Genomic DNA, 22,296 nt, shown 5'->3' on the forward strand with positions numbered 1-22,296 from the left:
ATTCAGGCTCCGGCCGGGACGAGGGTGAGCAGCTGTTCGGCGTTGTTGCGCCACTGCCGCTCGCTGGCGATGTAGTCGCGGGCGGCGTCGCCCACGCGCTGGCGTTCGTCGGCATGGCGCGCCAGCGCGAGCACGCGCTCGACGCAGGCGGCGGCGTCACCGTGCGGAAACAGCCAGCCCGTGCGGCCATCGGCGATCACTTCCGCCACCGGCGCATAGTCGGGCGCGACCACCGCGACACCCATACCCATGAACTCGAACAGTTTCATGGGAGACCCGTAGTGATTGGAATTCGGCAGCACGGCATAGTCCATACAGGCGATCCAGCTGGCGACCTCGTCGTGCGGCACCCGACCCGGCAGCAATACCCGGTCGGCCAGACCGCGATCCGCGATCAGCGCCCGGACCGCGGGCAGCGTCTTGCCATCGCCGACGAAGACCAGGGCCAGTTCCGGCACGGCATCCAGCTGCCCGGCGATGGCTTCGACGAAACCATCCACACCGTGCCAGTGGGCGAAGGCGCCGATATGGCCGCACACCACCCGGCCGGTCAGGCCGCGCGAGGCGCGCAGTGCGGCGACATCGAAGCGCGAGGGATCGAAACGCGGCAGGTCGACCGCATTGGGCGAGACCACACTGGGGGCGATAGCGCCGTATGCGCCGCGCGCGACGTCACGAAAGTACGTGGAGATGAAGACCAGTCCCGTCGCACGCCGCAGGCACCAGCCCTCGATGCGCCGGGCCAGCCCTTTCATCGTCAGCGGGCGCACCCGGTCGACCAGCGCCGAGTCGTTGATCTCCAGCACCAGGGGGATGCCGCGCCGGCGTGCGAGCCAGATGGTGGCGAACAGGAACAGGGAGTAGCGTTCGTAGATCAGTGCGGGCGGCGCCTTGCGCCAGGCGCGTGCCATACGAAACCACGTCACCACGTTGTAAAGCAGCTCGAACATCTCGAAGACGACGCCAGGCAGTCGCGTCACCAGCGTGGCGATGCGACCGCGCTTACCGGGCGAGGCGTCCTCGACCTCCCGCTCGGGATCGGCGCCCGGAAACGACATGACGGAAACGTCGTGCCCCAGCTCACGCAACGCCTGCACGATGCCGCGGATGTGCACTCCCTCGACGTGTCGACCGCGCGTGCGGTGGTGATAGAGGATGTTCATGGTGCCGACCCTTCCAGCGCCGCGAAGCCGAAGCCCTGCGACAGCCACTCAGGCAGCATCACGTCGAGTGCCTCGGCCGCCTTGTCGCTGTCGTCGTGCATGAGCACGATGTCGCCGGGCGCGGGCGGGTCGTTGCGCAGGCGGGCGATCAGGGTTTCCACCGGGGCGTCCTGATAGTCGAGACTGTCGTAGGACCAGTAGACCAGATTGCGCTTGCGCCGCGCGAAGTGCAGCAGCAACTGCGCGCCCACGTAACCACTGGGTGGGCGCATCCGGTGATGCGGGCGGTCGTCGAACAGCCGCAGCAGTGCGTCGGTGCGATACACCTCGTCCAGCTGTTTCGTGAGGGTCATGTTGCTGAAAGACCAGTGGCTGTACGAGTGATTGCCGATCATGTGGCCCTCGGCGACGATCCGCTGCACGATCTCCGGGTACTGCTCGATCTTCTCGCCGACAAGGAAGAAGCTGGCTTTGACGCCGTGCTTCGCGAGGGTGTCGAGCAGGCGCGGCGTGTGGCCTGGCTCGGGGCCGTCGTCGAAGCTGAGGTAGCGCAGGCAGGTGTCGCGTGTCCGGGTCATCACCAGGGTTTCGGGGAGAAGCCCGAGGAGTTCGAGTTTTCTGGGTTTTCGGATCATGGTGTCGGCGGGTGGCGAGGGTGGGCGCGTGCCGCGAGGTGGGGGCCGCGCGCGTGGCGCGCTCCCACATGGGCGACGTGGGTGAGGATGCGCTCGAGGCGGTCGATGTTTTCGTCCCAGCGGAAGGTGGCGGCATGGCCGGCGATGGCGGTTGCGTCGAAGTGGCGTTCCAGGGCTTCGATCAGTGCGGTTCCCAGTTCGTGCGGCTGATGGGGCGGAACGAGGATACCCGCGTGCCTTGGGACCACTTCAGGGATGCCGCCCACGTGGGTGGCGACGATGGGCGTGCCGCAGGCCATCGCTTCCAGTATCACGTTGGGAACGCCTTCGTTGTGGCTGGGCAGGCAGAGGACATCCGCCGCACGGAACCAGTCGGCGGTGGCTGCGTGGTCTACCGCGCCCTCGAAATGCACGGCGGTGGCGCAACACAGCGACGCCGCGCGATCTTCGAGGTGAGCGCGGCTCGCACCGCTGCCGACGAAGACCAGACGTGCGTCGTGATGACGCCCGACCAGCTGCGGGAAGGCGTCGATCAGATCGTGGCAGCCCTTCGTCGCCTTGAGGTTGCCGACGTAAAGGACGAGCGGTACCTCGGGCGGCAGCCCCAGCCGAAGCCGCGCGGCGGTGCGATCGCCGCGATGAAACACCCGCGTGTCGACCCCGTTGTACAGCGTCTCGACGGTGTTGGCGTGCGCGCCCAGCGACACCGCACGCGCGGCGAGCGCGCGACTGACCGCGACGACGCCGGCCGCGCCACGCAGGGCCTGCCGGATCTGCGGACGCCGGAGACGCGCCTCCGCCTGCACGTTGAGGTCGCTGCCGTGCACCTTGACCACGTACGGAATACCGAGCAGGCGCGCCATCCACGCGCCGGCTACCGCATCCGGGAAGGCCCAGCTGGCGAGTACGACGTCATAGCGCGCGGCACGGATCTCGCGTCCGCGCTGCCACATGACGCAGGCGAAGAAGCACAACGCGTTGAGGAAGCGGCCGAAGCCCGGCGGGTGATAAAAGGTGAACCAGTCCTCGCGGACGCCCGACACCCGCGTTTCGCCCTGGCGCCCCGCCATGCGCTCGCGAAATTCCACTGCGGTGAGTACATCCACGTCGTGACGCTCGCCGAGGCGCTGGAACTGCTGCCGGTTGAACGTGCCGCGCCGCGGATCCCACGGCGTGGGGAACAGGTTGGTCAGGACGAGGACTTTCACGTCACGGCCTCCCTGTCGCCGAAGTACAGGCGGCCATAGCGCGCCGCCATCGCGTCGAGCGAGCCATGCGCCTCGACCCAGTCGCGCGCGGCACGGCCCAGACGCGACGCGCGCTGCGATTCATGGAGCAGACCGAGCATCGCTTCGGCCAGTGCCGGGGGATCGCAGGCGGGCACGATATTCCCCGTCGCCCCATCGCTGACGATCTCCGCGTTGCCGCCGACGTCGGTGGCGACGATGGGCAGGCCGGTGGCGCAGGCCTCCAGCAACGCCATGGAGTAGCCCTCCGTGATCGAAGGCAGCACGAACAGGTCCAGGCCCTGCAGCAGTTCGCGTACGTCGTCGCGGTCGCCGAGAAAATGCACGCAGCCGGCGACGCCTTCATCGTAGGCGCAGGCGCGTAAGGTCTCGCGAAGCTCGCCGTCGCCGATCAGCACGAGCGCGGTATCGGGTCGCTTGTGGCGCACCAGGCGGAACGCGCGGATCAGACTGGCCTGATCCTTCGCCCAGTTGAGCCGTCCCACGGTGCCGATGATCCGGGTGGCGTCGGGAATCTTCAACAGGTTGGTCAGGCGTTCGTGCATGGCGTCGGACGCCACGTCGAAGCCTTCGACGACGATGCCGTTTGGCACGACGCAGGTTTTCCTGGCCGGCGCGACGCCGCGGCGTACCGCATCGCGGCGGGCGGCTTCGCATACCGCCACGACTGCGTCGGTCGCCTTCAGGGCGCGGCGAAACAACCATTCGCGGCGGCCACCCTTGCGGTTGGCACCGCCCATGCCATGGCGCGTGTTGACCACCTGGCGGATGCCCATACCCGCGCTGGCCAGCACCGCCTGGTAGTGCGCCACCGCGTTATGCGTGTGCAGCACCTCGGTGTAGTGCCCGGCGATGAACTGCCGTGCGCACGCGAGCGCACGGAGGTCCAGTCCCGTCTTCTTGCCGCAGGCATGTACCGGAATACCCAGCCTGTCGAGCTCGCATGCCAGCGAGCCGCGCTCGAACAGGCAGACCACCTGGACCTTGTCACCCTGACGGTGCTGCGCCTTCACCAGGTCGATGACCATGCGCTCGAGGCCGCCACGGTTGAGGTTCTCGACGAAGTGCGTGATGTTCACGAGGCAAGCTCCGAGACGGTGACACGCAACTTGCCGCTGCGGGTGAGCGGAATGTCGTCGACGAAATGGCAGTGCAGTTCGGCGCTGTCGCCGATGACCTTGCCCACTTCACGACGGATATAGGCGAGCGAGGCGTCGTCGAAGCCGTCGCCACGCACGATGGAAAGATCGAGCCGGTCGAGACGGCGTTGTACCAGCTGAAAGCGCTGCAGCCCCGGCACGTCCTTGAGCATGTGCGGAAAGAATTCTCCCGGCAGAACGTGACCGGCCGGGGTGCGGATGGCATCGAGCTTGCGGCCGTCGACCGACGCGAGCATGGGCAGGCCGCGTCCGCATGGGCAGCGGTGCTCGGCGTGGGTCGCCATGTCACCGTTGACGTAGCGAATGAAGGGCATGCCGCGATTGAACAGGTCGGTGATGGCTACTTCGCCGCTGCCGTGGGTGACCGGATGGCCATCGACGAGGGTCTCCACCACAAGGTGGTCCGCATTCACATGCAGCCCGTCGCGGTGCTCGCACTCGGAAGCGATCAGCATGAACTCGCGGCAGCCGTAGGTGTTGAAGGCCGGTGCGCCGAACGCGCGTTCGATGATCTCGCGCTGAAACGGGTGCAGGGCCTCGGCCGCCCCGATGATCGAAGCAGGCCGCGCGATATGTCGCCCGGTAGCAAGCAGCCATTCGGCAAGACGTACCAGCGGGCCGACGTAGCCGACGAGTACTTCCGGCTTATAGGCGTCGATGGCTTCCGCGTAGGAGGCGAGGTTGGCCTCGCTCATGTGGAAGCTGTCGAGCAGCTTGCGAGCGAAGACCGCGTTGTAGATCCGGTCCTTGATCCGGTGCGCCGTCGAGGGGCTGCCCACCGCTCCACCCCAGAGGAACAGCGTGCGCCTTCCCATACGCGATCCGGCCCAGCCGTAGCCACGCCACATCACCGCGACGCGGCGGTCGTTGCTCTCGCGGGTGAAGCCGAAGCGCAGCGGTTCGCCGGTCGAGCCGCCCGTCGCCTTGTAGCCGAGGGTGTCTTTCAGTGATCTCGCCTTCAGTTCGTCCGCATGGTGGCGGATATCGGCCTTGGTCAGTACGGGTAGGGTCGCGAAGTCGGCCATGCTGCGGATGTCGCCCGGCCGCATGCCGATCTCGGTCCAGCGGCGTCGGTAGTAGGGCACCTCGTGCCAGCACCAGTCCAGCAGCGAGCGCAGCCGGTCCATCTGCAACGCCTCGAGCCGCGCCGGTGGCAGCCACTGGTCACGTTCATAGGCATGCATATGTTGAGGCGTATCCCGCCGACGAAGGCCGCCTTCGTAGGCGGGCCAGACGACGCGGCGAAGCAAGTTTTCGTAGACGGTGCTCATACGGTCCTCAACAGGACGGCCACGAGGACGAAGAAGCCCGCGATGGTGCCCATCGCAGCGGGGACCCAACGCCAGCCGCCGTCGGACAGACGGAAGAAGGGGAGCTCCGGCCAGCGGCGACGCGCACCCACGTAGTGGCCGGCGACCATGGCGGCGATGAGGTACATGACGATCATGTAGCTGCGGCTGAGGAAGAACGCCGAGGCGAACAGGCCGCACAGCGACAGCAGCAAGGTCAGCGCCATCTGCCGCTCGGTTGCCCAGTCGGCTTCGACGGCCGCGTCCTTCCCGGGCACGCGCACATGCCGCACGATGGTCAACATCATCCAGAAGCCATACCCGACGAAGGCAAGCCACAACACGAAGCCGACGAACCCGGTTTCCGCGATGACCAGCACGAACGAGTTATGAGCGGTGAGCTCGTTGTACTCGGTGAAGTTGCCGGCGCCGACGCCGAAGATCGGGTTGTCGCGGAACATCTCGAGTCCCGCGTACCAGGCATCCACGCGACCGGCCGCGGACTCCTCGCCGGCATCCAGCTCGTCCATGCGCGATGACAGCAGCTTCATCACCGTGAGGCCGATGATGCCGAGTACGCCGGCCACCGCGATGCCGCGCTTGTACCAGACGTAGCAGCCAGCCACGACGAGCACGGCAAGCATCGCGCCGCGCGAATTGGTCAGCAGTATCCCGTACAGAAGCAGTGCGGCGGCACCGAGCCAGACAAGGCGCATCGTGCCCGCACCGGGTCGGCCCAGAAACATCGCCATCGGCAGCGTGGCGGCGAAGAGCAGGCCGAGATCGTTGGGGTCGTTGAAGATGCCGACATACTGGATGCGGCCGCCTTCGCCGATCGGGATGCCGGTCCAGCCCATGCCGGTCTTCGCCTGTTCGATGCCGTGCAGCGCGAGCACCGCCGCGCAGATGACGAACACGGTCATCGCCGTCCGCACACGCTTCTGCGTGCTGCATGCGGCACCGAGGACGAAGAACGCGATGACGGCCGGGCCGAACCTGGCGAGCTCGTCGACCGCGCCACCGGTCCATCCGTTGGCGACTTCCGAGACCATCAGGATCAGCAGGAAGGCCGGGAGGATGATGAATTGCGGCGCCTGGAAGGTCTTGTCGCGTGAGATCAGCCACGCGCCGAACGCCAGCATCAGTACCACGGGCAGGATCGGCACGAGATCCAGCCCCGGCACGTAATCCTGCGGCCGGATGATGGTGAGCACCACATAGACCAGGATCAGAGGGAACATGGTTGCGCCTGTGGTCCGGTGGCTTCGTGTGCGGCGGTGGGGTAACTCATGAGCTGCGGCAGCGCGAGCATCGCCGCGAACCAGCCCGGTCCCATGTTCGCTTCCACCGGCAGACGGTGCAGGGCGTAGCGATTCTCGCTGGGCTCCGGGTTGGTGCCGCAGATATAGCTGCACGCGAGCCGGAACCCCGCATTGCGTGTGGCCGCGATCACGGCTTCGTTGTAGGCACGATCGCCGCCGACCGGATAAGACATCAGGATCGACGGGTGGCGCAGCTCGCGGTCGAGCGTCGCTTTCGAGGCCCGGATCTCGCGCTCCATTTCATCTTCCGGCAGCCGGGCCAGCATGCGGTGATGCACGCCATGCGAACCGAACTCGTGGCCGCTGGCCTCCATCTCCCGGGCCTGGTCCCAGGTCATCGGACGGCAGTCGGGCGGTCGCGCGTCGGCGGACGGCATGTTCCATTCCTGCTCGAGCCGTTCGGTCATCGCGGTCTGACCCAGGGCGTCGAGCCATTTCATGCGCAGCAGCACGTTGCCGGCGATGCGTCGACGGGAGGCGCGATCCGGCGGCAGGGCGATGTCGATACCGAGTTCGGGCAACTGCAGGCGTGGCGCGCGGGTCACCAGAATCATGTGGACGAGCCAGTCGTATCCATACGGGCGACCGGTATCGAGATGTCCGGTGGATACGAAGAAGGTCGCAGGCACGCCCACCTCATCGAGGATGGGTGCCGCGATGCGGTAGTTGTCGTCGTAGCCGTCGTCGAAGGTGATCGCCACCGTATCCGGCGGCAAGGCCTCGCCAGCGTCGAGCGCGGCGGCGATGTCGGTCAGCCGCATCGGTCGGAAGAACTTCCTGATCCGGATCATCTGCTCGCGGAACTCCGCAGGCGGCGTGCTGATCAGTTCGAGGTCGAACTCGTAGGTATCCGGATCCGGCAGCGGCATCACCCGGTGATAGGCGAGGATGCGCAGGTCGCGCTGCCACCATGCCCGTACGCGTTGCAACGGATGCAGCAGGCCACTGGAGTAACAGAGTTCGCCGAGTCTGCCCCGGATACCGGGTGCGCCACGAAGGGGCCTATCGATCACCATAAGTGCAGCCTTCGGTTACGGGCGAAGGCAACGAGCGCCTGCGCCGCGAAGAGGTTGAGATAGAAGAACGCCAGCGCGATACGCAGCGGAAACCAGCGTCCCAGGGGGGGGCGGAACTTCGCGAGCGCGACCATGGCGGCACAGACGACCAGTCCGCCGAACGCAACCGCGTACATCGGATGCCGTGTCACCAGCAGGCCGGTGCTGCAGGTGAGTGCAACGAGCAACCATGGCGCCAGCAGCCGCAACACCTTGTGGCTGACGAAGCGGAACCACAGCGGATTGGGCCAGGGCAGCAGCAGCCACGGCGCCAGCTGGATCAGCTGGAAATTGCCGGCGAGCGTACGGATCTTGCGGCGCTTCTCGTCCTCCGCTCCCTGCGACGGCTGGTCCCAGGCCATCGCCCTGGGTTCGAACACCACACGCTTGCCCTGAGCGGCGACCCGCATCGGCACCAGCACGTCGTCGAGCACGGTACCGGCGGGAAGCGGCCGGAACAGGTGGCGACGCATGGCGTACAGCGCGCCGCTGACGCCGACGGTCGAGCCGGACAAGGCCTCCGCATGGCGTATGCCTTTCTCGTAACGCCAGTAGAAATCCACACCCTGGGCGAAGCCGGTGCGCACGTTCTCCATGTGCAGTTCGCCGCCCACCGCGCCGACGGTCGGGTCGGCCAGGTTGGCGACCAGCTCCTTCAGGGCGACCGGCGAGAGTTTCTGGCGGACATCGGTGAACAGCAGCACCTCGCCTCGCGTGAGCCCGACGGCGTCGTTGAGGCAGGCGGCCTTGCCGCGACGGTTCGGGAAATCGAGCACGGTCAGCCGTGGATCCGTCGAACGCCGCGCGAGCAGGACGGTCGCGTCGTGGCAACCGTCGCAGGCGATCACGATGTCGATCAGCTCGGCGGGGTAATCGAGTTGCTGCAGGCTGGCGAGCTTGGCGCGGATGAACCCGGCGCCGTCGTGCACGGCGACGACGATGCTCACGGTCGGCAGGATGCCGCGTTTCGCCACCGGGAGCGGGCGCAGGCGCGAGAGCAACCAGACCCACAGCGGATAGCCCACGAAGACGTGGACCAGCAGGATGGCCGATGTCCAGCAGACGATCCAGGCGAGATGCGTCATGGCGTGGTGCGTCCGAGCAGGCGACTGAAAAGGCCGCGCTTTGCCGTGATCGCCGGTGCGGGCGTGGCGATGGCGAGTTCGGCGGCAAGCGTGCCGAGGGTGCCGTTGGCGATATCCAGCAGATTGAGCTGGATACCGCTCAGCTTCTGCACGCGCTGCGCCATGTCGACCGCTAGCAGGGAGTGGCCGCCGACATCGAAGAAGTTGTCGCTGGTGCGGACGCGGCCCACGCCCAGCAGCTCCCGCCAGACACTGGCGAGGAGACGCTCGCTCTCGGTATGCGGTTCACTGTCCACCGTGTGTCCACCGGGCGCGCCGTCGTCGGGCACCGGCAGCGACGCGATATCCGGCTCGCCGGTGGGTAACAGCGGCAGCGCGTCCAGCATGGTGATGTGAGCCGGCATCGAGGACGCCGGCAGGGACGTCGCGAGCGAGGCACGCAGGTCGTCGGTGTCCGGCGAGTAGCCCGGAGCGGCCAGTGCGTATACGTCGATGCGCGTCAGACCGTCGCGGTCGCGACGCGGCACGGCGATGGCGCGGACGATGCCCGGCTGGGCGAGCGTCAGTGCTTCGGTGGCCGCCGGTTCGACGTCGAGACCATGGCGGCGAACGCGACGGTCCTCCCGTTCGAGCACCTGCAACTGGCCGTCGGCCAGCCAGCGTCCGCGGTATCCCGTCCGGGCCAGCCGACCGTCGGCTGGCTGGCGACCGGCCTGCGTGCGGTGGCCGAAAGGCATGGAGAGCGCGAGGCCGGCGATGGCAACGTGGCCCGTCGCGCCGATGGGGCAGGGTTCGCCGCCGTCGTCCAGGATCCACGCCTCGCTGTTGGCAAGCGGCCGGCCTTCGTGCAGGGCGTCGGCCGCGCGTTCCACCTGGCCGCATGCCGCGACGGGCGCGGACATGGCGTCGCCGAACAGGGTCCACAGGCCGGCGGTGGCGCCCGCGACATGCGTGGCCAGTTCGGCGGTGGGCAGGCCCCCGGCGACCACGGCGCGCATGCCCGGATCGCCGGACCAGCCCTTGCGCACGACTGCGTGCCAGGTTTCAGGTGTGGCGATGAAGACGTCCATGGCATCCAGGCGTCCGTGAGCGAGATCGTGGGCGTCCTGCTCGAACCAGGTGGCACCGTGGGCGAGCGCGAGCAGGGGCTCGACGACGGACATCGCATCGGAAGGCGACGCGTCGCCGGCGATGCGCTTGCCGGGACGCACGCCCAACGTGCCGGCCAGTGCCTGCAGCGTGTTGGCGAGCGCACGATGCGACAACGCCGCACCGCGTGCCTTGCCCTCGACATCCGGAGCGTAAAAGGCGATCGCCGCATCGTCGGGCGAGGGCCGCACGGCAGACGGCGCAACGTCCCACGTCGCGACGTCCGCTTCTCCCTCGTGCAGGTCGAGCCACACGGCACAGGCGCGCGGCCAGTCGAGCATGGCCTCGAGCGCCACGTCGCCCACCATCACCGTGGCCCGTGCGTCGGCAAGGATGTCGCGCAGGCGGGCCGCCGGGTCGGCGCGATCGAGCAGCAGCGCCGTCGCACCGGTCAGTCCGATAGCGAGCAGGGCCGCCACGCGGTCCGCACCCGGATTCACGCACAGGCCCACGACCTCGCCCGCATGCGCACCCCGCTCGTGCAGCAGCGCCGCGATCCGTGAAGCACGCTCCAGCAGGGCGTCGTAGCGGAGCGTGCGCGTATGCTGGACGATCGCTACCGCGTCCGGGTTCGTCTTCGCCGCCGCCGCGACCATGCCATACAGGTCGACGGGCAGGACGATGTCGGTATCCGTCGCGTTCCAGTGACGCATGCGCTCGCGCTCGGCCGGGGTCGCGGCCGTGAGTGCGCCGACCGCGATGGCGGGATCGGCGGCGACCGTACGCATCATGTCGAGGTACCGCTCGCGCATCAGCCGCGCCGTGGCGGCCTGTAGCAGGTCGGCGTTGTAGGTCACGCCGCCGACCATGCCGGCGTGGCTCTCGAGGAACCACAGGCCGAGGTCTTCCGTGGCGCCACTCTGGAAGAGCAGGATCTGCTCGTGCTCCAGCCCGCCCCAGTCGACCGCACGCTGGCGGGCGTCCTGGAACGAAAACAGCGCCTGGTACAGCGTGGCGCCCGCTCCTTGTCCGATCTTGAGCTCACGCTGCAGGTATTCCAGGGGGACGTCCGGATGGCCGAAGGCCTCGATCGCCTTGCGCCTGACCAGACGGACGAACTCGAGGAACGACAGCGCGGGATCGACCGACACGTGCAGCGGCAGCAGATTGTTGAAATAGCCCATGACCGATTCGACCTCGGTCTGGTTACGGCCACGGACCGGTGTGCCGACCACGAGTTCACGTTGCCCGGCCGAGCTGGACAGCATCGCGAAGTACAGCGCGAGCAGCGTCATGTTGAGGGTGGCGTCGGCCTGCCGTGCCACGTCGTGCATGGCGTCGGTCTCGGCGCGCGACACGCGGATCCACTCGGTGCGTCCCAGTCCGGACATGCCGGGCCGGCGCGGATGGTCGGTCGGTAGCGCCCGGACGTCGCCCATCTGTGCAAGACGTTCGCGCCAGAAGCCCAGCTGCGCCTGGAACGCCGCGGACTCCAGCCAGTGCGCGTGCCATTCGGCGAAGTCGCCGTAGCTTACCGGGAGGGCGAGTAGTGGCGAGGGCAGACCGGCCACGAAGCTGCGATACAGCGCCGACAATTCGTTGTACAGGATGTCGAACGACCAGCCGTCCCAGATGATGTGGTGCGGCATGAAGAACAGCGCGTGCTCGGTATCGCCCAGGCGGAACAGGCGCGCACTGAACAGCGGTGCGCGGCGGAGGTCGAACGGCGTGTCCGTCAGCTGCTGCAGACGCGCCATCAGCGTCGCCTCGCGCTCCTCGTCCGGCAGGTGACTCAGATCCTCCGCCGGGAACAGCGGGTACGTCAGTTGCGGCTCGATCACCTGGACGATGTCGTTGCCCACGTCGCGGAACGCCGTGCGCATGCTGGACTGCCGCTGGATCAGGGCCTGGAAAGCCATGTCGAAGGCATGTTCGTCCAGACGACCGCGAAGCCGGTGCGCCGATGGCGCGTTATACGTGACCCGGCCGGGATGCATGCGCTCCAGCGCCCACAGGCGGCGCTGCATCAGCGACAGCGGCGCGTGGTGCTGATCGCTGCGGTGGCCGATCGGCTCCGCGGCGGGCGCCGAGCCGCTGGCGACCTGCGATCCGATGGCGGCGGCAAGTTGCTCGATCGTGGGAGCGTCGAACAGCGTCCGGAACGACAGGCTCACGCCGAACTCGCGGTTGAGCTTCGCCGTGAGCTGCGCGGCCAGCAGGGAATGCCCTCCGAGCGCGAAGAAGTCGTCGCGCACGTCGAGGTCGGGCAGGCAGAGCACCGCTTCCATCGCGAGGGCGACCCGTCGCTCGTCGTCGTTGCGCGGCGCGACGCGCGCACCCGGTGTCGCGACGGAGTGCGCGATCGGCGGCGGCAACGCCTTGCGGTCGGTCTTGCCGTTGGGCAGCAGCGGCACGCTGTCCAGCACGAGGATGTGCTGGGGCAGCATGTAGTCGGGCAGGCGCGAGCGCAGGTACGACCGTAGCGATTCCTCCTCCGGGACGATGCCGTCGCGGCCCACTACGTAGGCCACGAGGCGTACGTCGCCGGGACGGTCTTCACGCGCGATGACGACGGCGCGGGCGACCGCGGGCACGTCGGCAAGCACGCTTTCGATCTCGCCGGGCTCGATGCGATAGCCGCGCACCTTCACCTGAAAGTCGAGACGACCCAGATGTTCCAGGACGCCTTTCGCTGTCCACCGGCCACGATCGCCCGTGCGGTACATACGCGAGTCGGGCGCCTCCGACCAGGGATCGGCGATGAATTTCTCGGCGGTGAGTTCGGGGCGGTCGAGATAGCCGAGGGTGACGCCCGCGCCGCCGATGTGGATTTCGCCCGGCACGCCGAGCGGGCAATGATGGCCGCGCTCGTCGAGGATATGCACCGTGGTGTTGGCGATGGGGCGGCCGATGTAGATTCCCTCGCGCGGATCGGAGACACGCCAGTAGGTGGAGTAGACCGTCGTCTCGGTCGGGCCGTAGCCGTTCCAGACCTCGCCACAGCGGTCCAGCAGCGCCTCGGCGAGATCGACGGGCAGCGGTTCGCCGCCGGAAACGGCACGGAAAGCGGGACGCCCGTGCCATCCCGCGTCGACCAGCAGTCGCCACCCGGCGGGCGTGGCCTGCATCATCGTGGCGTCACAGTCCTCGATCAGGCGCCGCAGCTGTTCGCCATCGCGCACGTCGTCGCGACCGGCGATGACGACTTCGGCGCCGCTGGTGAGCGGCAACATCATTTCCATGAAGGCGATATCGAACGACAGGGTGGTCACGGCGACCAGACGGTCGTCCGGCGCGATGCCCGGCACACGCTGCATGCTGGTGAGGAAGTTCGCGGCCGCGCGGTGCGGTACGCGCACACCCTTCGGCCGTCCGGTCGATCCGGAGGTGAAGATCACATAGGCCACGGAATCCGGTGTGCCCGCGCGACGGTCGCGTGCGGGGCGGTCGAACGACGCGTGGACCACCTCGTCGCTGTTCAGTGCGATGACGCGGCGTGCATCGAACTCGAACGCCAGGGGTGTTTCGTCATCGACAACCAACGCGGCAAGCCGCGCGTCCTCGGCCATGAAGGCCAGGCGTTCGGCGGGGAAGGCGGGGTCGAGGGGCACATAGCCCGCACCGGATTTGAGTACGCCCAGCACGGAGGCCAGCATGTCGAGTCCGCGGCCGAGCGACAGCCCGACCAGGGCACCGTGACCGACGTCGCGGGCGCGCAGTGCGTTGGCGATGCGATTGGACCGTGACTCCAGCGCCGCATAGGTCAGCGTACGGTCGGCATGACGTACGGCGATGCGCTCCGGCGCGCGGTCGCACTGCTGCTCGAAGAACTCGTGCGCGAGGCGCAGTTCCGGAAACGGCGTCGGTGCCGGTTGCAGACCGGCGAGTTCGCGATAGACGGCGTCCGAGACGACCGGCAGTGCGATCGCTTCGGTCGTGGGCGCATGCGCCGCGTGACGCAGCAAGGTGGCATAGGCGTCGAGCCAGCCCTGTATCGTGGCTGCGTCGAACAGGTCGGCGTTGTACTGGCACTCCAGACGGAGTCCGCCCTCGACCTGCACGGCATTGACGAACAGTTCGAAGTTCTCGAACTCGCGAGGAATGGCGTCCACGTCGAAACGAAGGTCCGGGAACGGCGCGCTGGTCTCGTCGAGTTGCGCATCGAGGTTGAACAGCACGGAGACCAGCGGCAGCCGGGACGGATCGCGTGCCAGCGAGAGCCGGGCGAGCAGGCTGCCCAGCGTATAGCGCTGATGATCGAATGCATCGAGAAGGTCGCCGCGCACGTTGCCGAGGACGTCCGCGAAGCTCGCGGCATCGTGGATCCGGGCGCGCAGGGGTAGCACGTTGACGCAGTGACCCACCAGGGTATCCAGCCCTTCGCTGGCCTGACCCGCCGATGGTATGCCGATCACGACATCGTCCTGCCCCGCGATGCGGCGGAGCAGGACGGCGAAGCCCGCGATCAGCGTGGCGTAGAAGCTGGCCCGGTGTGTCGCAGCCAGGCGCCTGATCGCCTCCACGTCCATGGCGTCCAGCAGACGGTCTTCGCGCCGTGAGGTGAACGTACGACGGCGGGGGCGGGGCCGGTCCACGGGGAGGTCCAGTACGGGAAGCGTGCCGGCGAAGCGGCCCAGCCAGTACTGTTCGTCCTCGCGAGCCGTGCCGCTGCCGCCGTGCGCCGCCTCGGCCAACGCGAAGTTCGAGAACGCGCCCGCCGGTGCCGGGCCGGGGCCCTTGCCGAGGCGTTGCGCGTAAAGCGCGGCGAGATCGCGGACGATCACGCCGAACGACCAGCCGTCGCACACGATGTGGTGTGCGGCGAGGGTCAGCAGATGGCGGTCGGCGGCAAGGCGGAAGATCTCCGCCCTGACCAGTGGGCCGTGTTCGAGATCGAAGGGTGTCGTAACGATGCGCGAGAATGCTGCCTGCAAACGTGCGTCGCTCTCGAACGGTGGCAGCGGCGAAAGGTCGTGGCTCGCGATGGGCAGCGTCGTGTGGTCGGCCACGAACAGCTCCTCGCCGTCCCGGCTGAGTGTGGCTCTGAGGGCTTCATGACGGTCGACGACCGCCTGTAGTGCCCCCATGAGGGCCGGCACGTCGAGCAAGCCCTTGAAGGTCAGCGAGACCGCTTCGTTGTACGCCAGCGAGGCTTCCGGCTCCAGCCGGGATGCCAGCCACACCTCGCGTTGGGGCTCGGTCGTCGGCAGCACGTGCGAGAGCGGCGCGGCGGCGAACGGATCGTAGTCGACCGCTGTGGCGGCGGCCAGCTCATTGGGCGTCATGCGGTCACCCTCAGGTACTTGCCCGGCGCGTCCGGGTTGGGAACGAACCAGGCGGGACGGCCTTCGGGGTCCTTGCCCAGGCGTGCGCCCGCTATGGGCGGACGCTCGGCATCGAAGGACGCGGTCTCGCGGCGGCGGGGCAGGAATTCGGCTTCCTGCATTTCGAGAATCGATTCGCGGAACGCGGTGGCAATGGCGGCGAAGTCCGCCTCACCGTGCGCGGTGGTGAAGAAACAGGGGAAGTTGTCGAGGATGTGGATGCCGCGGCTTCGCATCATCGCGAACAGCAGATCCTGCAACGGGTGGTCTTCGGTGAACGTGGTCTTCCACACCGAGGCGAAGTGCACGACGTGCACCGGTGCCCCGACGCTTGCGCAGAACGCGTTGAGCTCGCCCACCATGGCGGCGACCTTCGCGTTGAGCGTGGCCTGCAGCTGGCCGCCTTCCTTCGTGAGATGCGTGAGCACGGCATGTGCGGCGGCGAGGGCCAGCGGGTGGCGTACGAAGGTGCCCGCGAAATAGGTGACGCCGACGGTCGGCGTCGAGTCGTCGCCGAACTGCCAGTGACCGCCATCCAGCGCATCCATGAAACGACGCTTGCCCGCGATGACGCCGATGGGGAAACCGCCACCGACGACCTTCCCGTACGACGCCATATCGGCATCGATACCTAGCACGGCCTGCGCACCGCGCGGATGGGCACGGAATCCGGTGACCACCTCGTCGAAGATCAGCAGCGAGCCTGCCTCTTCGGTGATCGCGCGCAGCTCCTGCAGGAACTCCACCGGCTGGAAGTCCGGACGACGGCTCTGCACCGGCTCGACCAGTACCGCGGCGATGTCATGAGCACGCTCGCGGATGATCCGCAGCGATTCCGGTGTGCCGTAGTCGAGGACCAACACATGTTCGGAGGTGTTGCGCAGGATGCCCGGCGCGGCCGGTACGGACTTCAGTTTCTTCGTGCCACGAACGATCACCTCGTCGAAGATGCCGTGGTAAGAACCGGTGAAAATGACCAGGGTGTCGCGACCGGTCACCGTGCGCGCCACCCGCACGCAGCCCATGACCGCCTCGGAACCGGTGTTGCACAGCGCCGCGCGATCGAAGCCGGTGAGGTCGCAGACCTGCTTCGCCACGATGCCGGCCAGCGGATGCTGCGGGCCGATCTCATAGCCTTCATCGAGTTGCTTGCGCACGGTGTCGAGCACGAAGTCCGGCTGCCAGCCGAACAGGTTCATGCCGAAGCCGTTCAGCGCATCGACGTAGCGATTGCCATCGAGGTCCCAGACGTTGGCGCCTTTGGAGCGCTCGATCACGATCTGGTAGATGATTTCCTTCAACAGCGGGCGAAAGCCGTTGACCACCCGCGGATCGGCCAGATGTGGGCGGTGTTCTTCCGTATACGCCTTCGAGGCCTTGGTGCGCTCGATGTACCGGCGCATGAAGGCATCCAGCCGCGCACGCTGGCGGGCGCTGAGGTCCGTCCCGCCGTGGTGAATCCGTGCGATGGCGCCGAAGGCCTTCCTGACGTCGTAAGTGGTATGCGCAAGCGCGGCCTCTTCGCCGTCGTTGGCCGCCACGGTTGCCTCATTCGGTGCTTGCGGTCTGCCAGGAGCCGGGGTTGGCACTGCCACAGGGCCTGCGGTTCCCGCCAGCAACGCCAACTGCTCCCGCATGATCTGCATCTGCTGGGCAATGATGTCCTGCACCAGTCCAGCCCCGGCGGTGCTCAGCGCCGCCGCTCCGGTAGGAGCCAGCCCCGCTGGCGATCCGGCAAAGCTGGCCAGCTTGCCGCCAGACCCGTCGCCAGCCGCGCTGGCTCCTGCAACAGCCTTTGCATCGGGCGCCGCCACTGCCTCAGCCGGCAACAACCGGTCGATATGCGCCGCCAGACTTTCAAACGACGAACACCCATCCATCAATTCGCGGAAGGTGATCTTCAACGCGTATGTCTTCTGCAGCTGCAACGCCACCTGGGTCAGCGACAGCGAGTCGAGCCCCAGCTCGACGAAGTTCGACGCAGGATCGACGCCCTCGAGTTCAGCCCCCGACACATCCTCGAACAAGGCGAGCAGCTCACTGACAAGGCGCTGGGGCCGGGCGGATACGGGCGAATTGGGCATGGAGAGCTCCAGGGACTGGGGCGAGACGATGTCGTGGTGATCTGACTGGTCTGGCGAGGTGGTGTCCGGGTCGCGCGCGGGGCGCGCTCCTACGGGGGGCGGTGCGTCGGATGGCTGTGCGATGCCTGCCATGCCGGCGGCAACCTGCGAAAGCGACACCCCCGCCGCGATCGCCGTCACCGAGGCCGCCACCCGCGCCTCCACCCAGTGCCGCTTCCGTTCGAACGGATACGTCGGCAAACGCACACGCCGCCGTTGCGCACGGTGGTCGAGCGCCGCGACGGCAACCGTCACGCCTGCGCTCCACAGCGCACCGGCGGCGCCAAGCAGGGCGGCGCGCTCATCGGAAGGGCCATCCCCCAGACTCGGAACGATCGTGCGACCGCGTGCCTGTGCATGCTGGCGACCCAGCACCGCGAGGCTCGGCCGGGGACCGACTTCGAGAAAGGCCGCCGAGGTGTCTTCGAGTGCATGCAGAAGCGCCGGCGAGAACCGCACGCTCTCACGCAGATGACGCGTCCAGTAGTCGGGTGAGGTCGCCTCGGCGTCGGTCAGCGGGACGCCGGTCAGTGTCGACACGATAGCGATGGTGGGCGAGGAAAGCGGCACGGCCGCGACCTCCGCACGAAACGCGTCGAGCACCGGATCCATCATGCCCGAGTGGAACGCGTGCGAGGTGTGCAGGAGGCGGCAAGCGATCCCTTCCACGTCGAGTTCGGCCCGGAACGCCTCGATCTCGCCGTAGGGCCCTGAAACGACGCTCGCGTTAGGCGCATTCTCCGCTGCAAGGGACAACGTGCCCGGAAGCCGCGCACGCAGTTCCGCCGCTCCCAGACGAACCGAAAGCATGCTGCCTGCGGGCAACGCCTGCATCATTCGCCCGCGACGCGCGACGAGGCGCGCGGCCTCGGCCAGCGGCATCACACCTGCCAGTGCGGCCGCGGTGAACTCGCCTACGCTGTGCCCGATCAGGGCGACGGGATGGACACCCAGGCTCATCCACAGGCGGGCGAGCGCGTATTCAAGCGCAAACGTCGCAGGCTGCGTGAGTGCCGTCGCCTTCAGGGCATCCGCATCGTCGTCGAACATCCGCTCCCGGAGATCGAAGCCCAGTTCGTCGCGCAAGGCGCAGGTGACCTCGTCCAGTGCCGCACGGAACACCGGCTCCGTCGCATGCAGTTCGCGACCCATGCCGGCGTACTGCGAGCCCTGGCCAGGGAACAGAAATACGACGCCGGGCGACGGATCGCTGCTGGTACGGCAGATCGCGGCAGCTGCCACGTCACGAAGCTGCGCTTCGGCTTCGCCATGGGACACCGCGACGACGTGAGTACGCTGTCCGAAAGATTTGCGGCCGCTGGCCAATGTCCAGGCCGTGTCGGCGAGATTGCTGTCCGGATGCATGGCGATGTGGTCGGCCAGCCGCGCCGCGGCGGCGGCGAGGGCGGCCGGCGTGCGTGCGGACAAGGTCAGCAACTGCGGGCCGGTCGCGGCATCCGACGGTGCACGCGCCGGCGCTTCGCCAAGGATCACGTGGGCATTCGTCCCGCCCACGCCGAACGAACTGACGCCGGCCAGCAGCGGACCGGCGCTCTGCCACGGCCGCAGCGTATCGTTGACGACGAACGGCGACGCCGCGAGATTGAGCCGGGGATTGGGGGCGGTGAAATGCAGCGACGGCGGGAGACGACGCTCGCTCAGCGCCAGGGCCGTCTTGATGACGCCGGCCGCCCCGGCGGCCATGACCAGGTGGCCGACGTTGCTCTTCAGCGACCCGATCGCGCAGAAGCCCGTATCGTTCGTGGTCTGCCGGAAGGCCTCGGTGAGTCCTTCGATCTCGATGGGATCGCCCAGTGGCGTGGCCGTACCATGGGCTTCTATGTACGAAATATCACGCGCGGCCACGCCGGCGTCGTTAAGCGCCATCGTGATGACGGCTGCCTGGCCCGCGGCGTTGGGCGCGGTGAAGCTGGCCTTGACCGCGCCATCGTTGTTCACCGCCGCGCCGCGAATGGTGGCGTAAATGGGGTCGCCGTCGCGCACCGCGTCCGACAGCCGCTTTAGTAGAACGACCGCCGCGCCATCGCTGAACACCGTGCCCTGTGCGTTCACATCGAACGTCCGCGTATGGCCGTCGGGCGAAAGCATCGAGCCCTCCTGCGCAAGGTAACCGCTGTTCGGCGGGCAGGCTATCGACGAACCGCCGGCCAGCGCCATAGCGCAGCGACCGGCGCGCAGTGCGTCGAACGCCTGCACGATCGCCACCAGTGACGTGGAGCAGGCCGTGTTGAGGCTGATGGCCGGCCCGGTGAGATTGAGTTTGTGCGCGACACGCGAGGCGACGTAATCCTTTTCGTTGCCCAGCATCACCTGGAAGGCACCGAGCTTTTCGATCAGGTCGGGGCGGCCGCTGATGTGCTTCTGAAAGTACGTCGCATTGTGCATACCGCCGAAGATGCCGACGGGTGCCTCCTGCCCATCCGGTACATAGCCGGCGCGTTCCATGCACTCCCAGCACAGTTCCATGAAGAGGCGCTGCTGCGGGTCGGTCAGCTCGGCTTCGCGCGGCGACATGCCGAAGAACGAGGCGTCGAAGTCGCCCACGCCGTCGAGGACGCCGCGCGCCGGCACGTAGCCTGGATCGTCGCGCTCCGAGGCAGGTATCGCGGCATCGAGTTCGTCGGGCGCGAAGAAGCGGATCGTTTCGCGACCTTCGCACAGGTTGTCCCAGAACGACTCCACGTCGGGCGCGCCCGGAAACCGGCCGGCCATAGCGATAATCGCCACCGGCTCGCCTGCCGTCGACGTACCGCTGGCGAGCCGGCTCGACAGTGCGTGCCGCGAGGTTCGCCCCCCGATCACCGCGGCGACGGCGGCGGGCGTGGGTTCCGCGAAGAAACCGACGAGGGTCGGGACAGCGGACAACTCGTTGTGGATGCGCGTCATGACGCGCGTCGCCAGCAGCGAATTGCCGCCGAGGTCGAAGAAATTGTCGTCGCGGCCCACGCGCTCCACGCCGAGCGTCGCGGCGAAAAGATCGCACAGCGCGCGTTCGACATCGCCACGCGGTGCGACAAAGGTGGCGGCCAGTTCGGGACGCGAACGATCCGGGGCGGGCAGGGCATGCCGGTCCAGCTTGCCATTGCCATTGATCGGCAGTGCATCCATCCGCACCCACGCCGTCGGAATCATGTAAGCCGGCAATAGGACGCTGAGCTGGTCGCGCAGAGCACGTGCGGCGCTGCCCGGGCCCTGGCTTTGGTAGGAGCGAGCCTGCTCGCGATCGGAGATGCGGTCACCTCCCACCACGTAATAAGCCACCAACCGCCGATCCCCTGGCTCATCCTCGCGAGCCACCACGGCCGCGTTAGCCACCCCAGGCAACGCACGCAATGCGAACTCCACCTCACCACACTCGATCCGGTATCCGCGAATCTTCACCTGCCCATCGGCCCGTCCTATGAAGGCGAGATTCCCATCGGGAAGAAAGCGAGCCAGATCGCCCGTGCGGTAAAGCGTTCCGTGCTTCGATGAGACAAAGCGCTCGGCCGTCAGCTCGGGGCGGTTGAGGTAACCGCTGGCGACGCCCGAGCCACCGATATACAGCTCACCGATGTCCCCGTCGGCCACCGGTTCACCCTGTTCGTTCCACACATGCAGCGAGGTCTCGCCGATCGCGCGCCCGATGGGAATCGCACCGGCATCCCCCGGAAGGTCACGCGGAATGCGATAGGTCGTAGCGAATGTGGTGCATTCGGTCGGGCCGTAGCCATTGATCAGCGTGGTCGCCGGGAGAGCCGCGAGCGCCCTGCGCACATGAGGCACGGATAAGGCTTCGCCACCTGTAAGGACGCAGCGCAGCCCGGCAAGATGCGATGCATCGTCATCGACGATCGCGTTGAACAAGGCCGCGGTCAGCCAGGCCACCTCGGCACCGTGTCGTTCGACGGCGCGCGCGATGCCGCAGCCTGTCGGAACCCGGTCTCCATAAACCACACAGGTGCCGCCGTTCAACAGCGGCCCGAAGATCTCCAGCGTCGACGCATCGAAACCCAGCGGCGCCGCATGTAGCATTTTCAGGGCGTCGAAGTCGAGATAATGGGACTTCAGCACCAGCCGAAGAATCGACTCATGCCGGATCTCCACGCCCTTCGGCTTCCCCGTCGACCCCGAGGTAAACATGCAATAAGCCAGCGAGCTCTCCTGTAGGAGCGCGCCCTGCGCGCGACCGCTAGCCGAGCCACCCACAAGATCCCGCAAACCAAACACCGGAATCTCATCCAAGCCCGGCGCCCCGGGCCGATCCGCGATCACGGCGGCGACGTCCGCGTCCGTCAGCGCGAAGCGAATGCGATCCTCCGGCCACGAACCATCGATCGGCAGGTAGGCCGCACCCGCCTTCAACACGCCAAGGATCGCAACGATCGCTTCCGCCGATCGCTCCATCAGTAACGCGACATAGCTCCCGGATTCAACGCCGGCGGATCTCAGCCCGGCGGCGACCCGATCGCTTTGCGCGTCCAGTTCGGCATAACTCAGGCTCAGTTCGTCGGAAGCGACGGCCAGATGTTGCGGATAGAGCGCGGCAATACGCACGAAGCGCGCATGTACCGTGGTATCGGGAGTATCGGGGAAAATCGCATCATTCATGACCATGCCCTGCGCAGGTGGACGTCCGGCGCAATGGCATAGGCCGAACGGCCAGGGTCGAAGTGGTATGGCCGGCCTTGCCGGCTGGCGTGCCACCTTGCATCCCTTTTCCCCTCGTGCTCCACGCCATCCTGTCGACCTTCATGCGATCCCCCGTGAACTACCGCAGTGCCAGTGGCACCTGCATTCGCGA

Annotated in this window: 10 protein-coding genes; all 10 read right to left on the reverse strand. The window is 67.5% G+C overall.

Annotated features, from left to right (window positions below; all coding sequences use genetic code 11):
• Positions 1-2: 2 nt before the first annotated feature.
• Genes FA87_RS08370 through FA87_RS08415 form a run of 10 tightly spaced genes read right to left on the reverse strand, consistent with a single transcriptional unit; the run spans position 3 to position 22,103 of the window.
• On the reverse strand, positions 3-1,163 hold the full coding sequence (locus tag FA87_RS08370) for a glycosyltransferase family 4 protein (protein ID WP_043693782.1): 1,161 nt from the start codon (positions 1,161-1,163) through the stop codon (positions 3-5).
• The gene (locus FA87_RS08375; protein WP_239709010.1) at positions 1,160-1,741 is read right to left on the reverse strand and encodes a polysaccharide deacetylase family protein; all 582 of its coding nucleotides are present in this window, start codon (positions 1,739-1,741) and stop codon (positions 1,160-1,162) included. Before FA87_RS08375 ends, FA87_RS08370 begins: the two co-directional genes overlap by 4 nt.
• Positions 1,742-1,794: 53 nt before the next feature.
• Complete coding sequence (locus FA87_RS08380) at positions 1,795-3,006, reverse strand: glycosyltransferase family 4 protein (protein WP_081996519.1); 1,212 nt, start codon at positions 3,004-3,006, stop codon at positions 1,795-1,797.
• Positions 3,003-4,124: a glycosyltransferase gene (locus tag FA87_RS08385; protein WP_043693788.1), complete on the reverse strand. Its 1,122-nt coding sequence runs from the start codon at positions 4,122-4,124 to the stop codon at positions 3,003-3,005. Before FA87_RS08385 ends, FA87_RS08380 begins: the two co-directional genes overlap by 4 nt.
• Positions 4,121-5,476 carry a phenylacetate--CoA ligase family protein gene (locus tag FA87_RS08390; RefSeq protein ID WP_043693791.1) on the reverse strand — a complete coding sequence of 452 codons (1,356 nt, stop codon included), beginning with the start codon at positions 5,474-5,476 and terminating at the stop codon, positions 4,121-4,123. The genes FA87_RS08385 and FA87_RS08390 overlap by 4 nt, the downstream gene beginning before the upstream one ends.
• Positions 5,473-6,735: an O-antigen ligase family protein gene (locus FA87_RS08395; RefSeq protein ID WP_043693794.1), complete on the reverse strand. Its 1,263-nt coding sequence runs from the start codon at positions 6,733-6,735 to the stop codon at positions 5,473-5,475. Before FA87_RS08395 ends, FA87_RS08390 begins: the two co-directional genes overlap by 4 nt.
• A complete protein-coding gene (locus tag FA87_RS08400; RefSeq protein WP_036113519.1) occupies positions 6,723-7,832 on the reverse strand; it encodes a polysaccharide deacetylase family protein in 1,110 nt (369 codons plus the stop codon). The genes FA87_RS08395 and FA87_RS08400 overlap by 13 nt, the downstream gene beginning before the upstream one ends.
• Positions 7,826-8,956 carry a glycosyltransferase family 2 protein gene (locus FA87_RS08405; RefSeq protein ID WP_043693797.1) on the reverse strand — a complete coding sequence of 377 codons (1,131 nt, stop codon included), beginning with the start codon at positions 8,954-8,956 and terminating at the stop codon, positions 7,826-7,828. The genes FA87_RS08400 and FA87_RS08405 overlap by 7 nt, the downstream gene beginning before the upstream one ends.
• On the reverse strand, positions 8,953-15,330 hold the full coding sequence (locus FA87_RS08410; protein WP_052191220.1) for a non-ribosomal peptide synthetase: 6,378 nt from the start codon (positions 15,328-15,330) through the stop codon (positions 8,953-8,955). The genes FA87_RS08405 and FA87_RS08410 overlap by 4 nt, the downstream gene beginning before the upstream one ends.
• On the reverse strand, positions 15,327-22,103 hold the full coding sequence (locus FA87_RS08415) for a polyketide synthase (RefSeq protein ID WP_239709012.1): 6,777 nt from the start codon (positions 22,101-22,103) through the stop codon (positions 15,327-15,329). The genes FA87_RS08410 and FA87_RS08415 overlap by 4 nt, the downstream gene beginning before the upstream one ends.
• Positions 22,104-22,296: the final 193 nt, after the last annotated feature.

The organism is Luteibacter sp. 9133, from assembly GCF_000800155.1.
GTDB lineage: Bacteria > Pseudomonadota > Gammaproteobacteria > Xanthomonadales > Rhodanobacteraceae > Luteibacter > Luteibacter mycovicinus.